Source organism: Anaerosolibacter sp. (assembly GCF_029240175.1).
In the GTDB taxonomy this organism is placed as follows: domain Bacteria; phylum Bacillota; class Clostridia; order Peptostreptococcales; family Thermotaleaceae; genus Anaerosolibacter.
On the sequence record NZ_JARBTM010000015.1, the window covers coordinates 34,238 to 57,065 of the forward strand.

Annotated in this window: 23 protein-coding genes and 1 riboswitch; of the genes, 17 read left to right on the plus strand and 6 right to left on the minus strand. The window is 36.1% G+C overall.

Annotated features, from left to right (window positions below):
* The first annotated feature begins 53 nt into the window (after positions 1-53).
* The 4 genes from K0R93_RS11650 to K0R93_RS11665 all read left to right on the plus strand — a co-directional run bounded on the left by K0R93_RS11650 (position 54) and on the right by K0R93_RS11665 (position 3,470).
* Positions 54-968 carry a substrate-binding domain-containing protein gene (locus K0R93_RS11650; RefSeq protein ID WP_300301426.1) on the plus strand — a complete coding sequence of 305 codons (915 nt, stop codon included), beginning with the start codon at positions 54-56 and terminating at the stop codon, positions 966-968.
* 236 nt (positions 969-1,204) lie between these two features.
* The gene (locus K0R93_RS11655; RefSeq protein WP_300301495.1) at positions 1,205-2,140 is read left to right on the plus strand and encodes an ATP-grasp domain-containing protein; all 936 of its coding nucleotides are present in this window, start codon (positions 1,205-1,207) and stop codon (positions 2,138-2,140) included.
* A gap of 369 nt (positions 2,141-2,509) precedes the next feature.
* Positions 2,510-2,692: a hypothetical protein gene (locus tag K0R93_RS11660; protein WP_300301429.1), complete on the plus strand. Its 183-nt coding sequence runs from the start codon at positions 2,510-2,512 to the stop codon at positions 2,690-2,692.
* A gap of 127 nt (positions 2,693-2,819) precedes the next feature.
* Complete coding sequence (locus tag K0R93_RS11665) at positions 2,820-3,470, plus strand: potassium channel family protein (RefSeq protein WP_300301432.1); 651 nt, start codon at positions 2,820-2,822, stop codon at positions 3,468-3,470.
* 31 nt (positions 3,471-3,501) lie between these two features.
* On the opposite strand, the gene K0R93_RS11670 is transcribed toward K0R93_RS11665, so the two are convergent.
* Positions 3,502-4,086 carry a response regulator gene (locus K0R93_RS11670; RefSeq protein WP_300301434.1) on the minus strand — a complete coding sequence of 195 codons (585 nt, stop codon included), beginning with the start codon at positions 4,084-4,086 and terminating at the stop codon, positions 3,502-3,504.
* Between the two features lie 41 nt (positions 4,087-4,127).
* Positions 4,128-5,969 (minus strand): ATP-binding protein, encoded by a 1,842-nt coding sequence (locus K0R93_RS11675; RefSeq protein ID WP_300301436.1) that lies wholly within the window; start codon positions 5,967-5,969, stop codon positions 4,128-4,130.
* Positions 5,970-6,331: 362 nt separating this feature from the next.
* Here K0R93_RS11675 and trkA point away from each other — a divergent pair, with 362 nt between their 5' ends.
* The gene (gene trkA, locus K0R93_RS11680; RefSeq protein ID WP_300301438.1) at positions 6,332-7,738 is read left to right on the plus strand and encodes a Trk system potassium transporter TrkA; all 1,407 of its coding nucleotides are present in this window, start codon (positions 6,332-6,334) and stop codon (positions 7,736-7,738) included.
* Positions 7,689-9,137: a TrkH family potassium uptake protein gene (locus K0R93_RS11685; protein ID WP_300301440.1), complete on the plus strand. Its 1,449-nt coding sequence runs from the start codon at positions 7,689-7,691 to the stop codon at positions 9,135-9,137. The genes trkA and K0R93_RS11685 overlap by 50 nt, the downstream gene beginning before the upstream one ends.
* 109 nt (positions 9,138-9,246) lie before the next feature.
* Here the strand turns inward: K0R93_RS11685 and ytvI are convergent, their stop codons facing one another.
* Positions 9,247-10,290, minus strand: coding sequence for a sporulation integral membrane protein YtvI (gene ytvI / locus K0R93_RS11690; protein WP_300301442.1), 1,044 nt, complete (start codon positions 10,288-10,290; stop codon positions 9,247-9,249).
* 692 nt (positions 10,291-10,982) lie between these two features.
* On the opposite strand from ytvI, the gene K0R93_RS11695 reads away from it, so the two are divergent.
* The 5 genes from K0R93_RS11695 to K0R93_RS11715 all read left to right on the plus strand — a co-directional run bounded on the left by K0R93_RS11695 (position 10,983) and on the right by K0R93_RS11715 (position 14,812).
* Entirely contained in the window at positions 10,983-11,522 is a 540-nt protein-coding gene (locus tag K0R93_RS11695) for a DUF5698 domain-containing protein (RefSeq protein ID WP_300301444.1), read from the plus strand.
* Positions 11,523-11,753: 231 nt separating this feature from the next.
* Positions 11,754-12,209 (plus strand): flavodoxin family protein, encoded by a 456-nt coding sequence (locus K0R93_RS11700; protein WP_300301446.1) that lies wholly within the window; start codon positions 11,754-11,756, stop codon positions 12,207-12,209.
* Positions 12,210-12,255: 46 nt separating this feature from the next.
* On the plus strand, positions 12,256-12,804 hold the full coding sequence (locus K0R93_RS11705) for a GNAT family N-acetyltransferase (protein WP_300301448.1): 549 nt from the start codon (positions 12,256-12,258) through the stop codon (positions 12,802-12,804).
* Positions 12,805-13,214: 410 nt separating this feature from the next.
* A complete protein-coding gene (chrA, locus tag K0R93_RS11710) occupies positions 13,215-14,405 on the plus strand; it encodes a chromate efflux transporter (RefSeq protein ID WP_300301450.1) in 1,191 nt (396 codons plus the stop codon).
* 101 nt (positions 14,406-14,506) lie between these two features.
* Positions 14,507-14,812, plus strand: coding sequence for a PadR family transcriptional regulator (locus K0R93_RS11715; RefSeq protein WP_300301452.1), 306 nt, complete (start codon positions 14,507-14,509; stop codon positions 14,810-14,812).
* A gap of 148 nt (positions 14,813-14,960) precedes the next feature.
* Here the strand turns inward: K0R93_RS11715 and K0R93_RS11720 are convergent, their stop codons facing one another.
* Together K0R93_RS11720 and K0R93_RS11725 are read right to left on the minus strand one after the other, a co-directional pair.
* On the minus strand, positions 14,961-16,247 hold the full coding sequence (locus K0R93_RS11720) for a glycoside hydrolase family 18 protein (protein ID WP_300301454.1): 1,287 nt from the start codon (positions 16,245-16,247) through the stop codon (positions 14,961-14,963).
* Positions 16,248-16,317: 70 nt separating this feature from the next.
* A complete protein-coding gene (locus tag K0R93_RS11725) occupies positions 16,318-16,908 on the minus strand; it encodes a hypothetical protein (RefSeq protein ID WP_330685148.1) in 591 nt (196 codons plus the stop codon).
* Positions 16,909-17,080: 172 nt separating this feature from the next.
* Here K0R93_RS11725 and K0R93_RS11730 point away from each other — a divergent pair, with 172 nt between their 5' ends.
* Positions 17,081-17,449, plus strand: a complete 369-nt coding sequence (locus K0R93_RS11730) for a hypothetical protein (RefSeq protein ID WP_300301456.1) — start codon at positions 17,081-17,083, stop codon at positions 17,447-17,449.
* Positions 17,450-17,513: 64 nt separating this feature from the next.
* Here K0R93_RS11730 and K0R93_RS11735 read toward each other — a convergent pair whose 3' ends face one another.
* Complete coding sequence (locus tag K0R93_RS11735) at positions 17,514-17,642, minus strand: hypothetical protein (protein ID WP_300301458.1); 129 nt, start codon at positions 17,640-17,642, stop codon at positions 17,514-17,516.
* A 613-nt stretch (positions 17,643-18,255) separates the two neighbouring features.
* A riboswitch (Fluoride riboswitch) is annotated at positions 18,256-18,327 on the plus strand.
* A gap of 73 nt (positions 18,328-18,400) precedes the next feature.
* Between K0R93_RS11735 and crcB the strand changes: the two genes are divergently transcribed.
* The 5 genes from crcB to eno all read left to right on the plus strand — a co-directional run bounded on the left by crcB (position 18,401) and on the right by eno (position 22,798).
* Positions 18,401-18,802 (plus strand): fluoride efflux transporter CrcB, encoded by a 402-nt coding sequence (crcB, locus tag K0R93_RS11740; RefSeq protein WP_300301460.1) that lies wholly within the window; start codon positions 18,401-18,403, stop codon positions 18,800-18,802.
* Between the two features lie 10 nt (positions 18,803-18,812).
* Positions 18,813-19,145, plus strand: coding sequence for a DUF190 domain-containing protein (locus K0R93_RS11745; protein WP_300301462.1), 333 nt, complete (start codon positions 18,813-18,815; stop codon positions 19,143-19,145).
* A gap of 64 nt (positions 19,146-19,209) precedes the next feature.
* Positions 19,210-20,979 (plus strand): dynamin family protein, encoded by a 1,770-nt coding sequence (locus K0R93_RS11750; protein ID WP_300301464.1) that lies wholly within the window; start codon positions 19,210-19,212, stop codon positions 20,977-20,979.
* Between the two features lie 2 nt (positions 20,980-20,981).
* The gene (locus K0R93_RS11755) at positions 20,982-21,380 is read left to right on the plus strand and encodes a hypothetical protein (RefSeq protein ID WP_300301466.1); all 399 of its coding nucleotides are present in this window, start codon (positions 20,982-20,984) and stop codon (positions 21,378-21,380) included.
* Between the two features lie 137 nt (positions 21,381-21,517).
* Positions 21,518-22,798: a phosphopyruvate hydratase gene (eno, locus tag K0R93_RS11760; RefSeq protein ID WP_300301468.1), complete on the plus strand. Its 1,281-nt coding sequence runs from the start codon at positions 21,518-21,520 to the stop codon at positions 22,796-22,798.
* The last annotated feature ends 30 nt before the right edge of the window (positions 22,799-22,828 follow it).

The window sequence follows — 22,828 nt, forward strand, 5'->3', positions numbered from 1 at the left end:
GTGATATTATAGAGAAAACAAAGAGAACATGTTCAAAGCAAAGGAGGGAGAAAATGTTTTATGTAAAAGGGGGAAGGTTTAAAACGATCTTAACTGTTTTATTTGTAGTCGCAATGATATTTGGTTGTCTAGGTGTTGCCTATGGACGATACTTAGCGAAAGTGGAAGGGCCAGCACCTGTTCAAGCAAGCACGCCAGTGAAAAAACAAGAACTACCAAAAGTTGAATCTTCAATGGTACTTGCTACAACAACAAGTACCCAGGATACAGGACTGTTAGACGTGTTGATCCCTGCTTTTGATAAAAAATATGATGTGAAGACAAAGGTTGTTGCTGTTGGAACAGGGGAAGCCATTGAGATGGGAAAACAAGGGAATGCTGATGTAATCCTTGTACACGCTAGAAAATCTGAAGATGAATTTGTTGCCAGTGGTTACGGTGTAAATAGAAAAGATGTTATGTATAACTATTTCTTCTTGGTAGGACCCCAAAATGACCCTGCGATGGTTGAGGACACGAAAGATGCAGAATCAGCAATGAAGAAGATAGCGTATGCAAAGACTAAGTTTGTATCACGAGGGGATCAATCCGGAACCCACAAAAAGGAACTTGCCATTTGGGATAAGTATAACCTAAAGCCTCAAGGAAACAAATGGTATATAGAATCAGGGCAAGGTATGGGCGCAACATTGACCATGGCCAGCGAGATGGGTGCATACACATTGGTTGATAGCGGTACTTGGTATAAGTTTGTTGATAAAGTAGACTTAAAGGTTGTATTACAGGGTGAACCAGTTCTCTTTAATCCATATGGTATTATTGCTGTAAATCCAGAAAAATATTCAAACCTAAGCAAGAACGCTGCAGCTGCATTCATAGATTTTATCACTTCAGACGAAGGTCAGAAAATCATTGGAGATTACAAGGCAAATGGAAAGCAGCTGTTTATTCCAGATGCAAAGAAATAGTGGTATATGTGTTACCCATTAAGCTAGAGAGATGAAGAAGTGGTCTAAAAAATGCACGCCCTTGAAAGCCAGTTCCCCGAACTTTGGCGTTTTTTTCTTTTGAAGAAACGTACAAGGATCTACCTAATGAATATATAGATTGATTTATGGAACAATAGAATATATAATTAAACTTGAGTAAAATGATGTGAATAATAAGGATAGTTTAATAAACAATTAAGAGAGGGCGATGATTGGTGAAGAAAATATATATTATTCATGAAAACAATGAATGGACAGCACCATTACTCAAGGGGCTAGATGAACTTGGACTTCCTTATGAGGATTGGTTTTTGGACAAGGGAGTTCTAGACTTATCAGTTGAGCCACCTGAAGGTGTATTTTACAATCGAATGAGTGCTTCTTCCCATACCCGAAATCATCGCTATGCACCAGAATATACGGGAGCTGTGATAGCATGGTTGGAGAGACATGGAAGGAAGGTAATCAATTCGGGTCGTGCATTGCAATTAGAAATCAGCAAGATTGCTCAGTATACGTCACTTAATGCCCATGGAATCCGCACGCCGAAAACCATTGCTGCTGTTGGAAAAGAACAAATTATTGAAGCAGCAAAGAAATTTAGCGGACCATTCATTACAAAACATAACAGAGCAGGAAAAGGCCTTGGTGTACAATTGTTTCAAAATATTGATGCCTTAAAAAAATATGTCGAAGGGTCTAGCTTTGATGAGCCAATCGATGGTATCACATTGATACAGGAATATATTCAGTCGGATGAACCATTCATTACACGGTGTGAGTTTATTGGCAGAAAGTTCTTATATGCTGTTAGAGTAGACACTAGTCAGGGATTTCAACTATGCCCGGCAGATGCGTGTCAAATTGGTGATGCTTTCTGTCCAGTAGGAGAAATTGAGAAACCAAAGTTTGAAATTATCCAAGGATTCATGAATCCTATTCTTGAAAAATACGAAAAGTTTCTTGAAGCCAATGGCATCCATATATCAGGTATTGAGTTTATTATGGATAAGAATGGTGAGATTTTTACTTATGATGTAAATACAAATACGAATTATAACCCTGATGCAGAACTGAAAGCAGAAGTTTTCGGGATGAAGGAAATCGCTAGGTATCTGGGAGATGAACTGGAAAAGATAGATATGGCATAAGTTATATATCGAGAAATGATCATAACAAAATGAATTTATGAAAGAGCCGTCGGGAACCGTCCTGAGGGCTCTTTTTTAGTCTTTTCACAAAGCATAAACTGCTTTTATATATCATATCAGTGAGGGAACTATCAGATTGAATACCTATAGAATAAGGGCGATTTAAAGAATATTATGAAGGAATACTTATATAATCTGCTCAAATCAAGGTTGGTAGATTGGATGATTTGCCATAGGATAAGAGGCTGAATTTGACCATAATCTGCGGTGGGGCTATAATTTAAAGATAATGCGCTTAGTTCCATTTGGAAGCGGGGGATCCAAATTTAATAGGTATTCCATATATGAGATGTAAAAGGAGCAGATAATATGGAAAGTAAAGAAGAAGTGTTGGTTTCTATCGAAAATAAGACGGAAATTTTAGATGAATTGATAGATGTGTATGTTAATCTGTCTCCATTCGAAGTTGAAAGCCTATCGTATTATGGACATAGAATAAGACTTATAAGAAAAGAACTAGAGTTTTTGGAAAGAATTCTAGGGTCATATTAAAAATAGATAACGTGTATACAAAATATTAGGTGAAAGCAAGGGCTGTTTCTAGCTAATCAGTAACTTATAAATAAAGAGTACTATAAATATCAAGAATAATAAGTAATTGTAGAGCAGGGGGGAAAATATGAAACAATTTGCTGTAATTGGATGTGGCAGGTTTGGTTCAAGTGTAGCACGTACACTTTACGGGGTAGGACATGATGTGTTAGCCATAGATCAGGATGAAGATGTTATAAAAGAGTTGGCAGATGCGGTTACCCATGCTGTTCAAATGGATGCTATAGATGAAAGTTCATTAAAATCTCTTGGCATAAGAAACTATGATGTTGCAGTCATTGCAATAGGGTCAGATATACAATCCTCTATTTTGATTACCCTATTAGCAAAAGAACTAGGGGTTAAATATGTTGTTGCTAAAGCGCAGAATGAGCTTCATGCTAAGATTCTCTATAAAACTGGTGCAGATCGGGTTGTGCTGCCTGAAAGGGAGATGGGCGTAAGGGTGGCACATAATCTAGTTTCTTCAAATATTATTGACTATATTGAGCTTGCACCTGATTATAGTATCGTTGAAATAACGCCGTTAAAGGAATGGGTGGGAAAAAGTTTGAAAGATATTAACATAAGGGTAAAATATGGAGTGAATATTATGGCAATCAAACAAAAGTCAGAGATTAATATCTCGCCAAGCGCCCAAGATGTTATATATCAAGAGGATGTTATAGTGGTTGTAGGCCACAACAATGATATACAGAAAATTGAAAAGAAGAGTTAATACTATAATAAAAACACCTGATGCAAAGACATCAGGTGTTTTTATGCATCAATACGCTACAGATTGCAGTAAACTTCGCAGCATCTTCAGTATTTCCTAATAGACCATATACTTTAGCCAAACGTGCATATATCAGAGAATTTGTAGGTGCTATAGACAGGGCTTTTTTTAGTAGCATGAGAGCGCTCTCTAGATTTCCATGGGTGATTTTCTCATTACTCAATCGTAGTAAATCTTCAACTGTAGCCTGATGATTACGCTCTGCCATTATTTCAAATAAAACTTGTTTTATACGATTGGTTGTAAATGGTTTTTGTAAATAGGCAACAGCGCCTAACTGTGTACATTCAACAGCATTTTTAATTGTTGCAAAGGCGGTTATGATGATAACGGGTGTTTGGATGCTGAGCTCCCTAATGCGGCGAAGTACCTCAGTACCACTGATCCTAGGCATTTTAATATCTAAGAAGGCAAGATCAAATACATCATTATGGAAAGCTTCTAAAGCTTCCTCACCGTTTTCTACATTGGTGACTACAAAGCCCTCATGCTCAAGACATGTAGCGAGCAAGCTTCGAATGTTCTTAGTGTCATCTGCTATAAGCACTTTTTTCATGACTAAATCACCTCTTTGAGTAATTGTTCTTAATGATTGGGCTAGAACTTTGTTGGAGGTATAGGCAGTGTAAAGGTAAAACAACTACCTTTATTAGGGGTGCTTTCACACCATATGCTTCCATCATGGGCATGTACAATTTCTTTTGCGATGGATAGACCAAGACCAGTTCCTCTAACTTCTAAGTCAGAGTTTTCTACTTGGACAAATTGTTCAAATATCTTATCTATATACTCTTCGGGAATACCGATGCCAGTATCTGCTATAGAAACATAAACCTGGTCATCACGCAGATAAGACGTTATGGAGATATTATCACCTGATTTTGTATATTTTAGGGCATTGCCTATTAGATTGTTGAGAACCCAAGTGATTCTTTCTTGGTCTACATTTACTTTAGGCAGATCATTCTCAATGCAATAATAAAGGTCCACCTCTTTGCTCTTTGTTTGATGGTAAAATGGCTTTATAGCACTTTCAATAATCCTATCAATTTCAGTTAGCTCCATAACGTACACATATTTTGTAGATTGTAATTTCGCTAAGTGTAGCAAATCATCCACTAAATTCGCTAGTTTTTGGCAATCTTCTTCTATAGTGGATAGGACATCCTTTTGCGTAGGATTAAGATCACCGATATTGTATTCTGCTAACAAGCTTGCGCCCATCATAATGGATGTAAGCGGTGTTTTAAATTCATGGGAAATGGTGGATATAAAATTGGTTTTCATTCTTTCAAGTTTTTTCAGTTCCGTAACATTTTGAAAGAGAACCACTACACCGTTCATCTTCGATTCAATATCTTCAACTTGAGTAAGTGTTACATTAAAATAATAATGTGCATTGTTTGATTCATGGTAGAAGGTACTTTCCTTAAATTGTATATCTTGACCAGAAACGATAGATGAAATATAGTCGTATAATTCGCTCATCCTAACAATTTCAAGGAAGTGCTTTCTATATGCTTGTGATTCTTGTGTCTGAAAAATATCTTCAAAAGCTTTGTTTACGAGTAGTATTTTATAATCATTATCTAAAACCATCAACGGGTCTGCTATACTTCTGACGATCGCTAAGGACCTGCTTTTCTCCATTAAAACCTTTCCTAAGGTACTATGTTCAAATGACATAAGCCTTTCTGTCATTTTATTAAACTCCTGTGAAAACTGACCGATCTCATCATCGGATGTTATATCAATCCGCGTATCTAGATTTCCAGCTTGAACTTGTTTCATAGATTCTGTCAGCTGTTCGACAGGTCTGGTAAATTTGTTGGCAAAAAATTTGGAAATCAGAAAACCCCCAATGGCTGCAATTAAGGAAACCATTAGGACCAAATAAGTGGAAGTTTCTGCATTTTGAGCTGTCCGTTCTTTGTTGCGAAACATGGCTGACTCGTTTATATCCCATAATGCTTGCAAATCCTCTTTAAGTAATAGAAAAGTAGGATTAATTGTATTTGTGTAGTATTCCATCATTTGTTCTTGATCTACCTCATTGGACATGTTCTTTAGTTCATCAAAGGAATTAATATAAATCATATAATGTTCTTTAATTTGTGTCACTAAATCCCTTTCGCCCACTTCAGTAATGTTATTTTCTGCTCTATAGTACCACATTAAGAATTTATCAATACTTGAATTGAAAGTTTTTAAGCCTAGTTCTCGGTTGCCGCTGGTGTAGGTTAATATGGCACTATCTTGTCTTTCTAAGGATTCTATCATATTATTTATGATCTTTAAGCTTGTATAGTTATCGGTCATTAGTCCATCGATAGTCATGGTAAGACCATAAAAATTAAATACAGAAATCATACCCACAAGGGCAATGATGATTACAAGACAAAGATAGACTATAGAGAATTTTTGTCTTAAACTTCTCACATTTTCACCCACTCTTTAAAAAGAATTTACTAGCTTAAGTATATATCAATTGTGTTATTGCTTCAAATATATAACTGTGACCGATATATTTTGTATTAATTATGCAAAATTGATGAAAGCATTTAGAAATCATGGTATATTTGTAATAGCATAGTTAATCGGAGAAGTCTATAAAATAAGTAGATACAAAAAATAAAAATTCTGATAAAATAGTACGAGGACATCAGATGTCTGATGTCGAAAGAAGGGGGACCTATATGAGGTGGATAATCAGTGTAAATGCTAGTTCGTTTTGTTAGATAAACATATAATGTTTTTATCAGAGCATAGAATTATAACAGTGTATTGAAAGGAAGAAGATCATGAGAGCAATTATTGTAGGTGCTGGTAAATTAGGATACAAGCTTGCTGAAGCACTACTTATAGGTGATACCCATGTCACGATGGTTGATATTGATGCAAAGGTACTAGAGCGGATTAATGATCATCTAGATGTGTTGACAGTGAAAGCAAATGGTGTGCAACTAGAAGCATTAAAAGAACTGAATATCCATACGTGTGATTTGATTATTGCAGTGACGAGTAGTGATGAGACCAATATGATTATCTGCTCCATTGCAAAAAAGCTAGGATGTAAATGTACAGTTGCGAGAATAAGAAATCCTGAATATGCCCAGCAGTTAGAGTTTTTTAAATCAGAAATGAAAATAGATTATGTTGTAAATCCTGAGCTTGCCACTGCGAATGAAATAATGCGCTGCTTGCTTAAGCGGTATGCGTTGTACACCGATGAGTTTGCTAAAGGTAAGGTCTCGATGTTTGATTTTAACGTTAATAATCTTCCTGATTATATAGGAAAAAAGGTAGCAGACCTAGGGCATATGGAAGATTTATTGATTGTTGCCATATCCCGACAAGGTGATATCATCATTCCTTATGGGGGTACGATTCTTGAAGAGAGTGATATAATCTATGTTGTAGGTAAGAAAGATAGCATTAATCAGCTGGCTACCATGTGCAAAGGCAATATTGAGAGAAAGTATGTCAAAAGAGTAATGATCCTTGGTGGCGGAAAAATAGGATATTACTTGACGAAAAAATTATCTCAGCTAGGGTTATATGTGAAAATTATTGAACGAGATAAAGAAAGGTGTAAATATCTGTCTGAAAGTTTGGATAATGCTTTGGTAATTCATGGAGATGGAGCAGATATAAATCTCCTTGAAGAAGAAGATATGTCCTCCATGGACGCATTTATTGGTGTAACTGGCTATGATGAGGAGAATTTGCTTATGTCCTTAATGGCAAAACAGTCAGGTGTAGAAAAAGTAATAGCCAAGGTTAGCAGGTCGAATTATGTTCATATCATAGAGAAATTAGGGATTGATGTAGCACTAAACCCTATTAATATCACTGCCGGCGAAATTATGAAGTTCATCCGTGGTGGCAGGGTTGTTTCTGTTTCTTTGCTTTTAGAAGGGCAGGCTGAAGTTACGGAAATCATTGCGAAAGAGAACATGAGGATTACCGGTACACCTATAGTTGAACTGGGATTACCTAAAGGGGTTATTATAGGTGCAGTTGTTCGTCAGGGAAGAGTTATAATTCCCAGAGGAAATACAGTGATTCAGCCAAATGACAGAATTGTTATCTTCTGTTTGTTATCAGAAATACCAGCCTTGGAGTCATTCTTTAACCCTGAAAGAGGAGGAGCATTTAGTGAATTATGGAGTCGTAATAAAGGTATTAGGAAATCTACTAGCCGTTGAGGCAGTTAGTATGATCCCGGCATTGGCCTTGGCTATATATTTCGATGAAGGGGACAAGGTTGCATTTGCCAGATGTATTGTGATGATGCTAATGCTTGGCTATATCGCATCTCAGGCTCCCCAAGGCAAGAAAAAAATTAAGGCAAAGGAAGGCTTAACCATTGTTACTTTGGGGTGGGTGGTTGTTTCCTTTTTTGGATCATTACCCTTTGTTTTTTCTGGAAGCATACCATCTTTGATTGATGCTTTTTTCGAAACGGTATCTGGATTTACCACAACAGGTGCCACAATTATCAATGACATAGAGGTGCTGCCGAGAGGAATTTTATTCTGGAGATCATTTACCCATTGGATTGGCGGGATGGGTATCCTTGTTTTTACAGTTGCAATTTTGCCAGCAATGGGTGTAGGCAGTTTTCAGCTTTTCAAGGCGGAAAGCCCTGGACCCGTAGCCGATAAGATTGTACCAAGAATAAAGGATACTGCTAAGTTATTGTACAAGACGTACGTCATTATTACAGTGGCCGAGATAATACTGTTAATGTTAGGTGGAATGAACCTATACGAGGCAGCCCTTCATACCTTTGGAACGGTGGGCACGGGAGGGTTTTCAACGAGAAATGCCAGTATAGGTGCATTCAGCAGTCCATATATTCAAGTCGTGATTGCGGTATTTATGATTATGTCAGGTGTAAACTTTTCCCTGTATTATGAGCTGTATAAAGGAAAATGGAAAGATGTATTTAAAAATGAAGAACTTAGGCTATATTTATCAATTATAGGAATAAGTGTAATACTAATTGCGATAAATATTAACACACAAGTATATCAGAATATAGGTGTATCCTTTCGGCATGCACTATTTCAAGTGAGTTCAATTATTACTACCACTGGATATGCTACAGTTAATTTCGACGAATGGTCCACGTTTAGCAAAGGTATTTTATTTATGCTTATGTTTGTAGGCGGTTGTGCAGGTTCAACAGGGGGCGGGATGAAGAATATAAGAATCTTGGTTCTGTTAAAACTAATCAAACGGGAAGTCTCAAAAATACTACACCCAAGGGCTGTTATATCCGTTAAGGTTGCGGATAGAGCGGTACCACCGGATACTTTAGCTGGGATTGCAAGCTTTTTCGTACTTTATATGGCTATATTTGCCCTAGGGACTATCGTTATTTCTCTGGAGGGAATAAGTCTCATCAGTGCATCAAGTGCTGTAGCTGCCACTTTAGGTAACATAGGTCCAGGTTTTGAATTTGTAGGACCCGCTACAACTTACAGCAAGTTCAGTAATCCAAGTAAGCTATTGTTATCTTTTTTTATGCTTTTGGGTCGATTGGAGTTATTTACAGTGGCCATACTTCTGACACCGAGATTCTGGAGAGAAGAAATATAATCTGTTACCTTTGGTAAAGATTGAAAGATAGAGATCCAGCAATAAACAATAAAAGAAACTGCACAATTTGTGCAGTTTCTTTTATTGAGATAGAGGTAATTTTTATTTTCTACAAAATACGTACTTTTGCTAATATTTTATAGGCTACCATTAGTGCGATTAAAAAGATCATTCCTAAGAAACCGTATGCTTTTAATCCAATAAAAATTGCAGCCAGGATCATAACTGGATGAATATCAAGGCTCGTTGATACCAGTTTCGGCTCAATAATCTGCCTTGCCAATGTAACAACTATATAAAGTATGATGAGTCCTACAGCAACAAGTGTATTTCCTAAATAAAGGTTATATAAGGCAAGGGGTATATAAACCACAATAGTTCCTACAATAGGAAGTATATCAAAAGCGGCTGATAAGATACTGAGTATTAAGGCATAATCTATTCCTAAGATGGAGAATCCAATAAATGTTTCAAGAAATGTAAGAAATACCACAATAGCATATGCTTTAAAATAACCTGCGATCATTACGCTGCCTTCTTTAAGAATGCTGTGCATCTGTTCCTTGCCTTTAAAGGAAAAAATCGAATAAAATTTTTCAACGATGTTAGGCATATCCTTTGAAAAGAAATAGGTTGCAAGAAACGTAATGAAGGCAATCATAAGAGCTATAGGCAGTCCAACGACAAAGGAGATGATGGCATTTAGGATACTGACAGTTATATCTAGGGTTCCAGACAGCATGGATGTAAGCTGAGGATAAGCTCTTTCTGCTAAGGCGGGGTCTAACTGACCAAAGAAGCGGCTAAGCTCGTTCAGATAGAGATCCACATAGCCCCGTATTTTTTCTAATTCAGGTACCTTTGTAAGTAGGAGTCTTGCTTCATTTGTAATCTTATACAAAACTGCAGATACTAGAATTCCAAGCAAGGAAAATACAAAAATTGTAGATAAAATTGCAGAGAGGGCGTTTGAAACTTTTAATTTTTTTTGTAAAAAGTTACTCAAAGGCTTTGTCCATAGGGCAATGATGAATGCCAAAACGAATGGCAGGGTATAAGACAGGGTAGAGAAAAAAACCACAAATATCAACGTGAATACAATTACAAAGATTGTCGCTTTCTTTAACTTATCAATAAACAATGGATCTAACATAGTAGGCTCCTTTCAACAAAATAAGATTTCAAAATACATGAGGCACGCGGCTATCCTTCCGAGTGAAATAACCTCTCAAAAGGTTTATGCATGAATGCTGTACTTGAAAATTATTATACTATTAGTAATAGATAATTGCCATGTATTTCTATTTCCATAGCAAGAACTGGTTGTTAATATATATTTATTTGCAAAAAACCGTAACACATGGTATAATAAGAAGTTGAATTGTTAGTTGGATTCATAAAATCAATGAATGTACAGTCAAATTATTTTTTTATATAATCTTATCGTTAGTTTCAAAATTACTATGAAGATGCTTTTCATTTTATTTCTAGCGTATATAGGAATGTTGATGCCGTCCTTAATACATATTAGAGATTCTCAAAATATCCAGTGATGAAAGTAAATTTATTCTATTCTTGAATTTTCAATACGAATGATTAAAATGAATAATTGCATTGTTAATCCTCATCAGCTTTGTACAGAATGATTGCTGTTATACCCTAGCAGCATGAGGAAGTCCTATATTCTGTATAATGATCTGAAGTTTAATGATGTAGTTTTGAAAGTACTCATTATTTGCTAACATACTGACATGTTAGCTTTTTTGTTATAGGAAGAAAGCAATATATTAATAAGCGTAGGCGAGTATATTCGATGAAAATTAGAAATTTAAAGGAGGTGTCTTAATGACACAACATATTATATTAACACTGATCGGCTTGTTCTTAGTAACAGCCCTTACGAATATTTTGGCAACACTAAAGAGCATCTTGATGGCAAAGAAAATTATGAATCCAGTATATTTCTTGGTGTTTGCAGATGCTATGATTTTTGCAACGGTTGTAGGAAAGGTGACTAGTTCAGAAGGTTTTCACTTTGCTGTTGCATATGCACTGGGAAAAACGCTTGGGGTTTTTGTAGGGAGTAAAATTGAGGAACGACTTGCCCTGGGTATTTTAGAAGTAGATGTATTTTTGAATAATAAAAGCAAGATGATCGAAATAGCAGAAAAACTCAGAGAAGAAGGCTATACTGTTAATAACTTTTTAGCACGAGGAAATCATGGCAATAGAAGATATAAAGTAGAGGTTGTTATAAGGAGAAAAGAATTCAAAGTGCTTGAAAATATTATGGATGAATGCGGCATAACAGATCCGACCCTAAAGATTAAAAATCTGAATAAAGTAGAAGGAAAAATTTCTATATCAAGGGTTAAGGCCGTTTAAAAATAATAATATCAAAAGGTATAGGGGTCTATAAATGGGTAACACATATACGTCCTAAAACATACCTTATAGCGGTATGTTTTTATCATGGTTTATTGATTTGAAAAACTATGGTAATATAATGTTATATTGGAATAAAATTGAAGAGTAAAGAGTTGGTGATATTTACGGTCTTACACCATTATACTTTCAGAACATATGGGTTAAACAGAAATGTAAGGGGGAGAGGCTATGTACGAAAAAGTATTAATAGTTTGTGCTTCAGTACATCATAACAATACGCTTAATGTTGCTAAGGTTATGGGGGAAGAATTGAATGCTGAAATTATCAAACCGAGTGAGTTTAAGAGTGAAATGATTTCTGATTATGATTTGATTGGTTTTGGATCAGGAATATACAATGGCAAAAACCATCAAAGTATATTCAATCTTATTGATGGGTTGAAAGTTCAAAATCATAAGCATGCTTTCATTTTTTCAACTTCGACAATCCCGGTTAAGGTAATGCATAAAAGCCTAAAGGAAAGTTTAATAGCAAAAGAATTTCACATAGTGGGAGAGTTTTATTGTAAAGGTTTTATGAACTATAGCTTTACAAAGTTTTTAGGGGGGCTAAATAAGGGTAGACCAAACGATAGAGATCTGGAAAAAGCTCGGAACTTTGCAAGGGATCTCGTTAAGATTTGAAATACAATGAATAAAGTAGGTTTGCAAAAGTGAGAGGGGTTAGCGTATGTTAGAGGGAAAGAAGATAAATCTTAGGTTGATTGAAGATAACGATATTCCAACAATGCTTGCTTTGATGAATAACTTGAATCAAAGAGGAGAATATTTGGGAATTGATTTGTACCATGAAACGAAAATCCAAAAACATTATGCAGATGCAGGATTCTGGGAAAATGATTTTGGTCGTATGTTGATAACCGATAAGAATGACTGCATCTTGGGTGCGATCACATTCTTCAAGGGAGTAGGAGACAGTGAAGGGTATGAGGTCGGATGCCAGATATACACCAAGGAAGACCGTGGAAAAGGTTATAGCACTGAGGCAATTAAAATTTTTTGTGCATATATTTTTTCCCTTAAACCTATTCAACGACTTCAGGTTTGTACTGCAAGTGAAAATATTGCAGCTAGAAAAGTTGCAGAGAAATGTGGTTTTGTTTACGAAGGGACCATGAGAAAAGCATTCTTTGCAAGAGGAAAATACCATGATTTAGATTTCCTTTCGATGCTTAGAGACGAATGTCCTTTGCTTTCAGAAGTATTAGAAAGCAAATAGCAGATAGAATCTTCGCCTATTAAGAAGATTCATATGAATGTAGTGCATTTTTAACGTGGTAAATAATTAGAAACATTATATTAGGTAGATTGTAAAGCAGTTTGTGGATCAAATATTTAGTGAGCCCACAAGCTGCTTTGTGTATTCTAAATAAAAAGCATTTATGTTAGATATTGCATTATATGGGGTATATAAGATATAATTATATCGATATACGATAACGTAAATCGATAGCAAGAAATAATATTCCTCAGACAGCTTCGTGTTAGACTTAGTGTAATGAATTGAGCATAGTTCAATAACTTGAACGTTCTCAAGTGCAACTAATAGGGAGTTTGTATGAGCATGAACTGGATTTGGAATAATTAGTATAAATGGAAGTAGGAAGTTCTAAATTAAAGGAGGAAACTATGAATCGTAATAATGATAAATCTAAAAATACATTACTAGAAATATTAAAAGCATCAACCAAACTAGGAATTTCTTCTTTCGGTGGTCCTATTGCACACCTTGCATACTTCAAAAGCGAATATGTTGATAAAAGAAAGTGGTTAGATGAGAAATTCTATGCAGATATCATTGCCTTATGCCAGTTCTTACCTGGACCAGCCAGTTCACAGGTAGGAATATCCATAGGAATGTTAAGGGGAGGGCTGCTAGGTGGAGTGATATCATGGGCGGGATTTACGCTTCCTTCCGTAATAGTATTATCTATCTTTGCATTTATGTATCAAAGCTTTAACCTTGAAAGCGCTGGTTGGATACAAGGGCTAAAAATTATAGCAGTTGCTGTCGTTGCCCAAGCAATACTAGGAATGGGAAAGAAACTAACACCTGACAGACAAAGAATTACGATTGCGATTATTGCAGCAGCATTGACCCTTGCAAAACCTTCAGCTTTAACTCAAATTCTAATTATTATTATAGCTGGTGTGGCTGGGCTTATGATGTATCATGATGCCCATGCGCCAGATGTACAGCATATGAACATATCCATTAGTAAGAGAGCGGGAATTATTTCTTTTGTACTGTTTTTTGGTCTACTGCTGATACTCCCGGTATTGAGGCAACTTACAGATCACAGGCTTATGAGTATATTTGATACATTCTATAGGGTAGGGTCATTGGTATTTGGTGGAGGGCATGTGGTGTTACCATTAATCGAAAGGGAATTGGTTCCTTTCTTTATAAGTGCGGAAGAATTTCTTGCTGGGTATGGTGCTGCTCAAGCAGTTCCAGGCCCGCTGTTTACTTTCGCAGGTTATCTAGGTGCCATGATCAATGGTATAAGCGGTATATTTGTTGGTACTATTGCGATATTTCTGCCATCTTTTCTTCTCATTGCAGGTGCATTGCCTTTCTTAGACGAATTTAGAAAGCATCCAAGTTTTCAAGCAGCTCTGACTGGTATTAATGCAGCCGTTGTAGGGATCTTGCTTGCTGCCCTCTACAATCCAGTTTGGACAAATGCCATAAAAACAAGCTATGATTTCATCATAGCCATTATCCTCTTTGGATTATTGGAGTTTTGGAAGGTTGCCCCTTGGAAAGTTGTAATAATTGGAGCTGTCTTAGGCTTTATGCTCAATTATGTCAGCTGACGAAGAAAAGTGTAAGGTAGCTAACTGTAAATTTCGTAAGTATTTATAATAGTCTACCGAGTCACTCGATATCTATAGTGGATAAAGAAAGGGTGAGTTTTATGAAAAATAAGATTTTACGAAAGCTTTTTTTAGGATTTATTCAAATTCATATACTTCATCATGCAGCTAAAGAACCTGTATTTGGTCTATGGATGATCGAAGAACTACAGGAGCATGGTTATGAAATAAGCGCAGGAACCCTATATCCAATTCTGCATAGTCTCGAAGAGAGTGGATTGCTAACGGCTAGTGAAAAGGTAATCGAGGGAAAGGTAAGAAAGTATTACGAAATCACAGAAGAAGGTAAAGAAGTACTGAAGCTGGCGAAGGAAAAGGCGATGGAACTAATCGATGAATTGGAGTAACAGTATGAAGCATACTAATAGAATAGCCTGTGACATGAGGGATGGAAATTTATCAATGAAATAGGAAAATTGACCCAATAGGATACTGGCTAAAGCATCCTATTGGGTCAATTTTAGCATTAAGATATCCTAGAAAGATGTATAGGGTTCATCGTTTCATAACGTCAAAATTGTCTTCTATCAGCAGCCAGTTTTGTGGGAATGGAAGTCCTAATTTCCAATAACTAACCCCTCGTAATCCCAATTCCTTTACAAGATTAAATTTTGCTTGAATTGAACGTGCATCTTCAAACCATACCCTATGGTTTTTCCCTTCACTATCCACATAATCAAAATAGGGGGCTTGTGCTGTATAATCATACCTAATAGGGACGTTGTTTTCTGCGGCAATTTGAATAGCTCGTTGGGGACTTACTGCTCTAGCATATTGCCCGCCTGGTACATAGGGTAATGTCCAATCATACCCATACAAGTTTTGTCCCATCATGATTTTTGAGGCAGGCATTTCTGTTAAGGCATATTGAATAACATTTCGTACTGGACCGATTGGTGACACAGGCATTGGAGGTCCGCCACTATATCCCCACTCATATGTCATCAAGACAACAAAATCAGCTATTTCTCCGTGGGCTTTGTAGTCGTGGGCTTCATACCAGGCACCTTCTTGTGTAGCACTGGTTTTTGGTGCTAAAGCTGTTGACATCAATAAGCCTTCACTGGATAGTCTTGCTTTGGCTTTCCTCAAAAACGCATTATAATTTTCTCTTAATTCAGGTGGTAGAAACTCCATATCAAAATGTATATCTTTAAAATTATATTGTTTTGCTGTTGCAATAATATTATCAAGCAGACGGTTTTGTACATCTGCATTTGTTAAGATGATCCTTCCCAATTCAGCACTGAATTGTCCTTCCTCAAGATTGGTAACTACCATCATTAAAGTTGCATTGTTTGTTCGGGCAATGGCTGGAAAATTATTTAATGGGGGCTCTTTTAATGTGCCATCTCTTTGAATTTGATAGCTAAATGGTGCTAGATATGTGAGAAATGGTGCTGCCTTCCGAGCTGATTCCTCTAATGCTGTGCTAACTGTTCCTCCTATAGGTTCCACATAGGCGTTAATCTCAGATCTTCTTTTGGGGCGTGGAGGAATATATAAACGCAGTCCAACCCTAAGGGGTTGAGTGACTGGTATTTGATTTATTCGTGCCAGTTCTTGATAGCTTATTCCAAATTTCTGCCCGATACTATATAGACTATCCCCCGGTTGAACCCAATAATAGCTTCCCACGATGGGAATGACCATTGTCTGCCCGACCACTAATTGATTAGGATTTGGAATTTCATTGGCGCCTACAATGGCGGATACTGTAGAATTATATATCTGAGCAATCTCGAATATGGATTGCCCTGGTTGAACAACATGAATCTGCATATTATCCCCTTCCTTACATAAAATTTACCCCATGTCAGATAGCATTTGGGGAAAGTAAAGCTTTACTCTGTCATACTTTGGGACACAAAACAATAATTTTGTATGGAGTAGTTTGAGCTGGAATGCTCCTTGTAGTTGGACCATATACAACGATCAGATTACGGTTTGCAAGGTTTGCAGTAAAGGCTTGGTTATTTTCCAGTATTATCTGAGTAACCGGAGCAATGTTTAATTTCAAAGTGCCATCACTACTCACCAACTGTTCATTAAAATAGTCTACTTTCACATTTTGACCTAGCACGAGTTTAGACATAACAATTGCTCGATATTGTGGGGGATAAATCAAAGGAACTGGGGCATTTGCATCATAAAATCCAACTACCATATCTCCTACTGCCACCATTGTATGGTCTACAAAGTAAGTATTGGGTGTTATTACAAAGTTTACAATACTCCCCTCTCTGTTTTGTACAGTCATTAATTTATAACATCCTGTTGCTTCTCCAGTTCCTGTTCTAAAATCATCAATCCTGGTAATGATTCCGTAGAAAAGTCCAAAAGTTGTCATTTTTCTTCCTCCATATTCCCTTAAACTTCTTTTCCATATAGCATATGCATTCTTTAGGATATATGTTATTGTGTATGTTGTCTTGTAATCCATTATCATTCATCTTCTTTATCCATCAATTCCATGGCTTGTCTTTTGCCTACTTTAAGATATGCAATTATTACATGTATTACCAATACATGTAGTAATTGCATATCTGTAACATCATGAAAGGGTGGACATATTATACTAGTGCAAAAGTGGATGTGAAAGGAGGTGAGGGGTAATGAGAAAAGCAAGTGGTGATACACTTGAAATGCTAATATTTCCTGCTGAACAAATGGAAAAATATAATGAGTTTAAACAACAATATGGAAATTTGTCTGAAAGACAAATATATAGAGAAATAGCAAGATTAAAAAACGAAGTATCTCAAGAGGTATTAGATAAACACATTAAGAACTTAGATGCCATATCAAACATGGAAGGCTTTATTACAGAAGATCAAAAAGGGAAAATAGAGCAGGTCAAATCATTCATAGGTTATCAGAATACTTCAAGGACTAAAGGTTCACAAAATTCCAGGGTTGAAACTGAGTTTGTATCTGGTACCAGTTTATTATTATGGTTCCTGATCCTGGTTGCTATATGGTAAATCTTTAAAATATAAAAAAGTTTGTGGTATCCACAAACTTTTTTATATTTTAAAGGGTAAGCATTTAACATCTGCCAATGCCACCAAGGTTTGGATAGCAGAATAAGACTACCAATAGTAAGAAAAAGAAAAGTAAGCTGCTATCGTTGCATCCAAAAATGCCGCCTACGTTACCACATTGTTTATCAGCCACTCATAGCACCTCCTTTATTTAGTATGTAATCTTGACCATCCATGTTCTTCATTCGATGCCTAGTATAGCTTATTCAATAGGGGAGACAAAAGCTCATTTTTTCAGTTTGAGCAACTTAGGGTTTTGAAAGGAAAAGAGCCCCTTAATATAAGAGGCTCCTGCAAGAGTTTCCTTTACAATAATGGAGGTGTCAGATCATGAGTGAAAGTAAATGCTGTAGCGGCGGTGACAGATAATGATTATTCTTCTTAATACAATGTATGCATGTAAACAGACAAGAGATACCCTAAAAATTTTATTGAGACATAGTTTTTATTACTATTCAACATATGAAACTCATTGGTACATAACGATGGCTAGGGTTGTTAGAATCATTACGCTGGCAGGGAAGACTAGTTTCTGCAGCCTTTGCAAATTTGTGGCACAAAAGAACTCCAGCATTTTTAATCGATGATATAGATAATATATTTAAAATAGGTTCGGAAATCTATGATGGAATTTATATTCTGTGCCGCTGGTAGAATAAAAATCGAAAAAACCTTACTTGAAGGTTAAGGGATTATCTGCTACAATAGGAATATATTTGAAATTACCACATTGAATTAAATGATTAATCAGCAAGGGAGATGAAGCTCTCCTGGGATAGCATCCAAAGCGTCTTTTGACTAATAGCTTCTACCAATATGTATACAATTGTGTGCATTTGGTAGGAGCTTTTTATTTTATGAATTAGAACTGCGTGAAAGGGTGGATGTGTTATGTGGTCAAAAATTTTTGCGTTGGGGTTAGGAGGATTTCTTGGGAGTAACTTGAGATACTGGATTTCAAACTGGGTAATGGAACGCCTCGGACCATATTTTCCTTATGGAACATTAGCAGTAAATGGAATAGGGTGCTTTATTTTAGGATTCATCACTGTGTACGGAAATGAAACGATTGAAATCACGCCAACTTTTAGGGTTTTCATAGCTCCAGGAATGATCGGTGCATTGACCACATTTTCAACCTTTTCCTTAGAATCTTTTAACCTTATCAGAGAATCAAACTATACATCAGCAGTGATAAATATAGCATTAAATATTATTATTGGACTATTTGCTGTAGAGTTGGGCTTTCTTGCTGCAAAAGCGTTTGCTGTTACAGCCAATGAAGTAGCATAGGGGGATGTTTATGAGGGTACAGGGAAAGGGAAAATTAATCAAAATTTATATTTCTGAAAGTCATAAATATAAAAGTAAGCCTTTGCATCATGTCATAGTAGAAAGAGCAAAAAAAGAAGATATGGCAGGTATAACAGTATACAGAGGCATAGAAGGTTTTGGAATGGACCATCATATTCACAGTACCCATATATTAACTTTGTCTGATGATCTACCATTGGTTTTGGAAATCGTAGATGCGGCAGAGAAAGTAGATCAGTTCCTGCGTTGTCTAGACGAACTGATAAAAGAAGGCTTTGTAATGATTGTAGATGATGTGAATATCATCAAGTATCTGAAATAGATAGAGAATGAATGGTATTTAGGCCAGAAAATGAGTCCAGAACTTATTGTCAGGAGTGAGCGGAATGTTAACACAGTTGAATATGCTATTGGATAAATACATCATAGCCATTCAAGCCTTAAAGGATATAGCAGAGCATATTGAAAACGAAGAACTATTAAGCCTGATAAAACAACAGGCAGAAAAAATAGGAAACACAGAATTCCATATAGTAATCATTGGACAGTTTAAGAGGGGAAAATCTACCTTGATCAATTATTTCTTAGGGGATGATATTCTTCCTACTGGTGTAATACCCATTACCTCTATTATCACTCATATACGGTATAGTAATAAACCTAGAACAGTTGTAACATTTAAGAACTCTAAAACCTTAGAGGTTAACCTAGGAAAGATAGATCAATATATTTCTGAGCAGCATAATCCTCAAAATGTGAAACAAGTAGAAAAAATTGATATTTATTATCCGGCAGTAATCTTAAAAAATGGTTTGGTATTAATTGATACTCCAGGTATTGGATCAATACATAGACATAATACCAAAGAAGCATATAGATATTTACCCCAGGCAGATGCAGCTATATTCCTTATTTCCTCCGATGCACCCATATCAGAATTAGAGCTTGATTTTTTATCAGAAATAAAGAGGTATTTTCAAAAAGTATTCTTTGTTCAGAATAAAATAGATTACCTTTCTGAAGATGAGAAAAAAGAGAGTCTGCTTTTTTCTGCGAATGCCATATCCAAACATCTAGGAAAAGAGATAAACATCTATCCTGTATCTGCAAGGTTAGCCCTTGAAGGGAAAAAAGAGAAAAATACTACTGCCTTTAAAAACAGCAGTATGGCTTTGTTCGAGGATGTTTTAGAGAAATTTTTACTGAAGGAAAAGGGAGATTATTTACTGAAGAGCTACGAGGAGAAACTAGATTATATCATTCAAGCCACAAAGGAACAGATTGATTTTCAAATTAGCATATTAAATAGCCCCATAGAAGTTTTAGAGCAGCAACTAGAAGAATTCAAGAGCAAGGCGGCTGAGGTTGCTAGATTAAAGAAGGAAGCTTTAGTTTTAGTGGAAATGGATTTGAAAGCTGTAATCGACTTGGTTGAGAATGATATAGTTGGTTTCCGTACTCGCAATGGAAAGATAGTTAAGGAAGGTCTTACAAACCTCTATTATCAGAATCAAAACATGAAATTTAAGGAATTATCCTCTTTTTTAAATGCCAAGCTTGAGCTATTTATTGAAGATGCTTACTCTGAATGGGACAGAGAACAGAAAATCAAGCTCAAAGAGGACTATGGGATTATTATTAAAAACTTTACAAATAGATTGAATGAAGCCATTGATTTCATAAATGGTGTTACCTACGAAGTATTTCGTCTAAAAATTGCTCAACCATTGGATGAAATGGCTTTTGTGGATAAAGATAGGTTCTTTTTCAAATTTGGAAGCTCAAGTCCAGCATTTCTACTGCCTAAAATTAAGGACTTTCTATTTCTTCTTCCTAAAAAAATAAGAGATAAGATCATGCTTTCAGATTTAATAGACCGTGTAGATGAGGAACTTGAAAAGAATGGAAACAATCTTAAATGGGACTATAGCTGTAAGCTTAAGGATAGCAAATTTATCTTTGAAAGGGTCTACCAAGAAAAAGTCGATCAAATTATTGAAAATGTTGAAGAGATTTTGAAGAAAACATTGGAATTGAGAAATAAAGAAAGAGCTTCTGTTGAAGCCCGAGTCAGTCTTTTTAAACAGCTGGATTCTAGGCTTCATGAGATTAAAGGAACATGGATTAGACTATATGAGGTGACAGGAGGTAAATAGTAATGGGAGATATTAAAGAACTTCTCGAGTTTGATGGGGAAACACAGAGAGGTTTTGACAAATATATAAAGGACCACGATTTATCTGAGGAAAAAGCTATTAGAAATCTTACCATTATAGGCTTAAGCTATTATTATGCAGACAAGCGAATAAAAGAATTAGAAGAGAATGGAGATTTTTCATTAAAGATATGCAGAGAGCTAATGGTTACAAGTGCAAAGTATGCATCCCTGAAGTTTAACTATTTTGAGATGAAGAAGGATTATGACAGACTTAAGCTCCAGGTATCAGGCTTGGTCCATGAGAATAAGCAATATCAAGCCAGTTTACAGCATGCAGCCAAAACCCTAAGCGACTATAGCCGAGAGCTAACTGTGTACAAGGAAAAAGCAAAGTTATAATTAATTCGAATTTTCTACCAATCAGAAGTGTTGTCTAATAATGAATATTAAAGGCATCATGTATAAAGTGATCATTAGGGATTTTAAATAAAACCTATGATAGTTTTAACTATCTGTAAATAAAGGAGGACATAAGAATGAAGATTAACAATGTATTGGCAAGAGAAGTTTTGGATTCTAGGGGTAATCCGACCATCGAAGTAGATGTGATTCTTGAAAATGGTATCTTGGGAAGAGCTGCTATACCTTCAGGGGCTTCTACAGGAACATTTGAAGCAGTGGAATTGAGGGATGGTGAGAGTAATAGATACTTTGGAAAAGGTGTTTTGAAAGCGGTTTGTAACGTTAAAGAGATCATCAAGCCGGCAATTATTGGTGAGAGCGTATTAGACCAAAGACATATTGATAATCTATTGATTGAACTGGATGGTACAGAGAACAAAGAGAAACTGGGTGCCAATGCCATGTTAGGTGTTTCATTGGCAGTAGCAAAGGCAGCTGCAGCAAGCTTAAATCTACCGCTCTATCGATATATTGGTGGCACCAATGCCATTACGATTCCAGTGCCTATGATGAATATTTTAAACGGTGGAAAACATGCAGACAATAACGTTGATATCCAAGAGTTTATGATCATGCCTACGGGTGCAACTTCATTTAAGGATGCCCTAAGAATATGTGCCGAGGTATACCATAATCTTAAAGCACTATTAAAGAAAAATGGACTTAATACATCTATTGGAGATGAAGGAGGATTTGCACCAAATTTGGCATCCAATGAGCAAGCCCTTCAATATATTGTAGAAGCCATTGAAAAAGCCAAATATGAACCGGGTAAAGATGTTATGATTGCCCTAGATCCAGCTGCTTCCGAATTCTATGTGGATGGAAAATATGACTTGGCTGGTCAAGGGGTAATCATGGATTCAGCTGAATTGATTTCCTATTATAAATATCTGATAAGCAAATATCCAATCATATCTATAGAAGATGGTTTCCATGAAGAGGACTGGGAGGCATTCCAAAAGATGACGGATGTATTTGGAAGTCGTATTCAAGTCATGGGTGATGATCTTTATGTTACGAATCCTAATAGATTGCAAAGAGGTATTAAAGGGAGAACCACAAATTCAATCCTTATCAAACTAAATCAGATTGGAACGTTATCGGAGACATTGGATACCATTCAAATGGCACATAGGGCTGGTTATACAACCGTTGTATCCCATCGCTCTGGAGAGACAGAAGATACTACAATTGCGGATCTAGTTGTAGCAGTCAATGCAGGGCAGATTAAAACCGGGGCTCCTGCTCGTTCTGAAAGAGTTGCGAAATACAATCAATTGTTGAGAATCGAAGAACAACTAGGCTCAACAGCTATATATCTTGGAAGAAAGTGTTTTTATAACTTGAAATAAGGAAAAAATAGACCAATCTATATGGACCAG

Bases quoted from the DNA above. Each gene is read 5' to 3' on its own strand.
- eno (WP_300301468.1), top strand. From the start codon at position 21,518: ATGAAGATTAACAATGTATTGGCAAGAGAAGTTTTGGATTCTAGGGGT.
- K0R93_RS11660 (WP_300301429.1), top strand. From the start codon at position 2,510: ATGGAAAGTAAAGAAGAAGTGTTGGTTTCTATCGAAAATAAGACGGAA.
- K0R93_RS11700 (WP_300301446.1), top strand. From the start codon at position 11,754: ATGTACGAAAAAGTATTAATAGTTTGTGCTTCAGTACATCATAACAAT.
- K0R93_RS11745 (WP_300301462.1), top strand. From the start codon at position 18,813: ATGAGGGTACAGGGAAAGGGAAAATTAATCAAAATTTATATTTCTGAA.
- crcB (WP_300301460.1), top strand. From the start codon at position 18,401: ATGTGGTCAAAAATTTTTGCGTTGGGGTTAGGAGGATTTCTTGGGAGT.
- K0R93_RS11755 (WP_300301466.1), top strand. From the start codon at position 20,982: ATGGGAGATATTAAAGAACTTCTCGAGTTTGATGGGGAAACACAGAGA.
- K0R93_RS11725 (WP_330685148.1), bottom strand. From the start codon at position 16,908: ATGGATTACAAGACAACATACACAATAACATATATCCTAAAGAATGCA.
- K0R93_RS11750 (WP_300301464.1), top strand. From the start codon at position 19,210: ATGTTAACACAGTTGAATATGCTATTGGATAAATACATCATAGCCATT.
- K0R93_RS11670 (WP_300301434.1), bottom strand. From the start codon at position 4,086: ATGAAAAAAGTGCTTATAGCAGATGACACTAAGAACATTCGAAGCTTG.
- trkA (WP_300301438.1), top strand. From the start codon at position 6,332: ATGAGAGCAATTATTGTAGGTGCTGGTAAATTAGGATACAAGCTTGCT.
- ytvI (WP_300301442.1), bottom strand. From the start codon at position 10,290: ATGTTAGATCCATTGTTTATTGATAAGTTAAAGAAAGCGACAATCTTT.
- K0R93_RS11665 (WP_300301432.1), top strand. From the start codon at position 2,820: ATGAAACAATTTGCTGTAATTGGATGTGGCAGGTTTGGTTCAAGTGTA.
- K0R93_RS11695 (WP_300301444.1), top strand. From the start codon at position 10,983: ATGACACAACATATTATATTAACACTGATCGGCTTGTTCTTAGTAACA.
- K0R93_RS11715 (WP_300301452.1), top strand. From the start codon at position 14,507: ATGAAAAATAAGATTTTACGAAAGCTTTTTTTAGGATTTATTCAAATT.
- K0R93_RS11730 (WP_300301456.1), top strand. From the start codon at position 17,081: ATGAGAAAAGCAAGTGGTGATACACTTGAAATGCTAATATTTCCTGCT.
- K0R93_RS11720 (WP_300301454.1), bottom strand. From the start codon at position 16,247: ATGCAGATTCATGTTGTTCAACCAGGGCAATCCATATTCGAGATTGCT.
- chrA (WP_300301450.1), top strand. From the start codon at position 13,215: ATGAATCGTAATAATGATAAATCTAAAAATACATTACTAGAAATATTA.
- K0R93_RS11705 (WP_300301448.1), top strand. From the start codon at position 12,256: ATGTTAGAGGGAAAGAAGATAAATCTTAGGTTGATTGAAGATAACGAT.
- K0R93_RS11650 (WP_300301426.1), top strand. From the start codon at position 54: ATGTTTTATGTAAAAGGGGGAAGGTTTAAAACGATCTTAACTGTTTTA.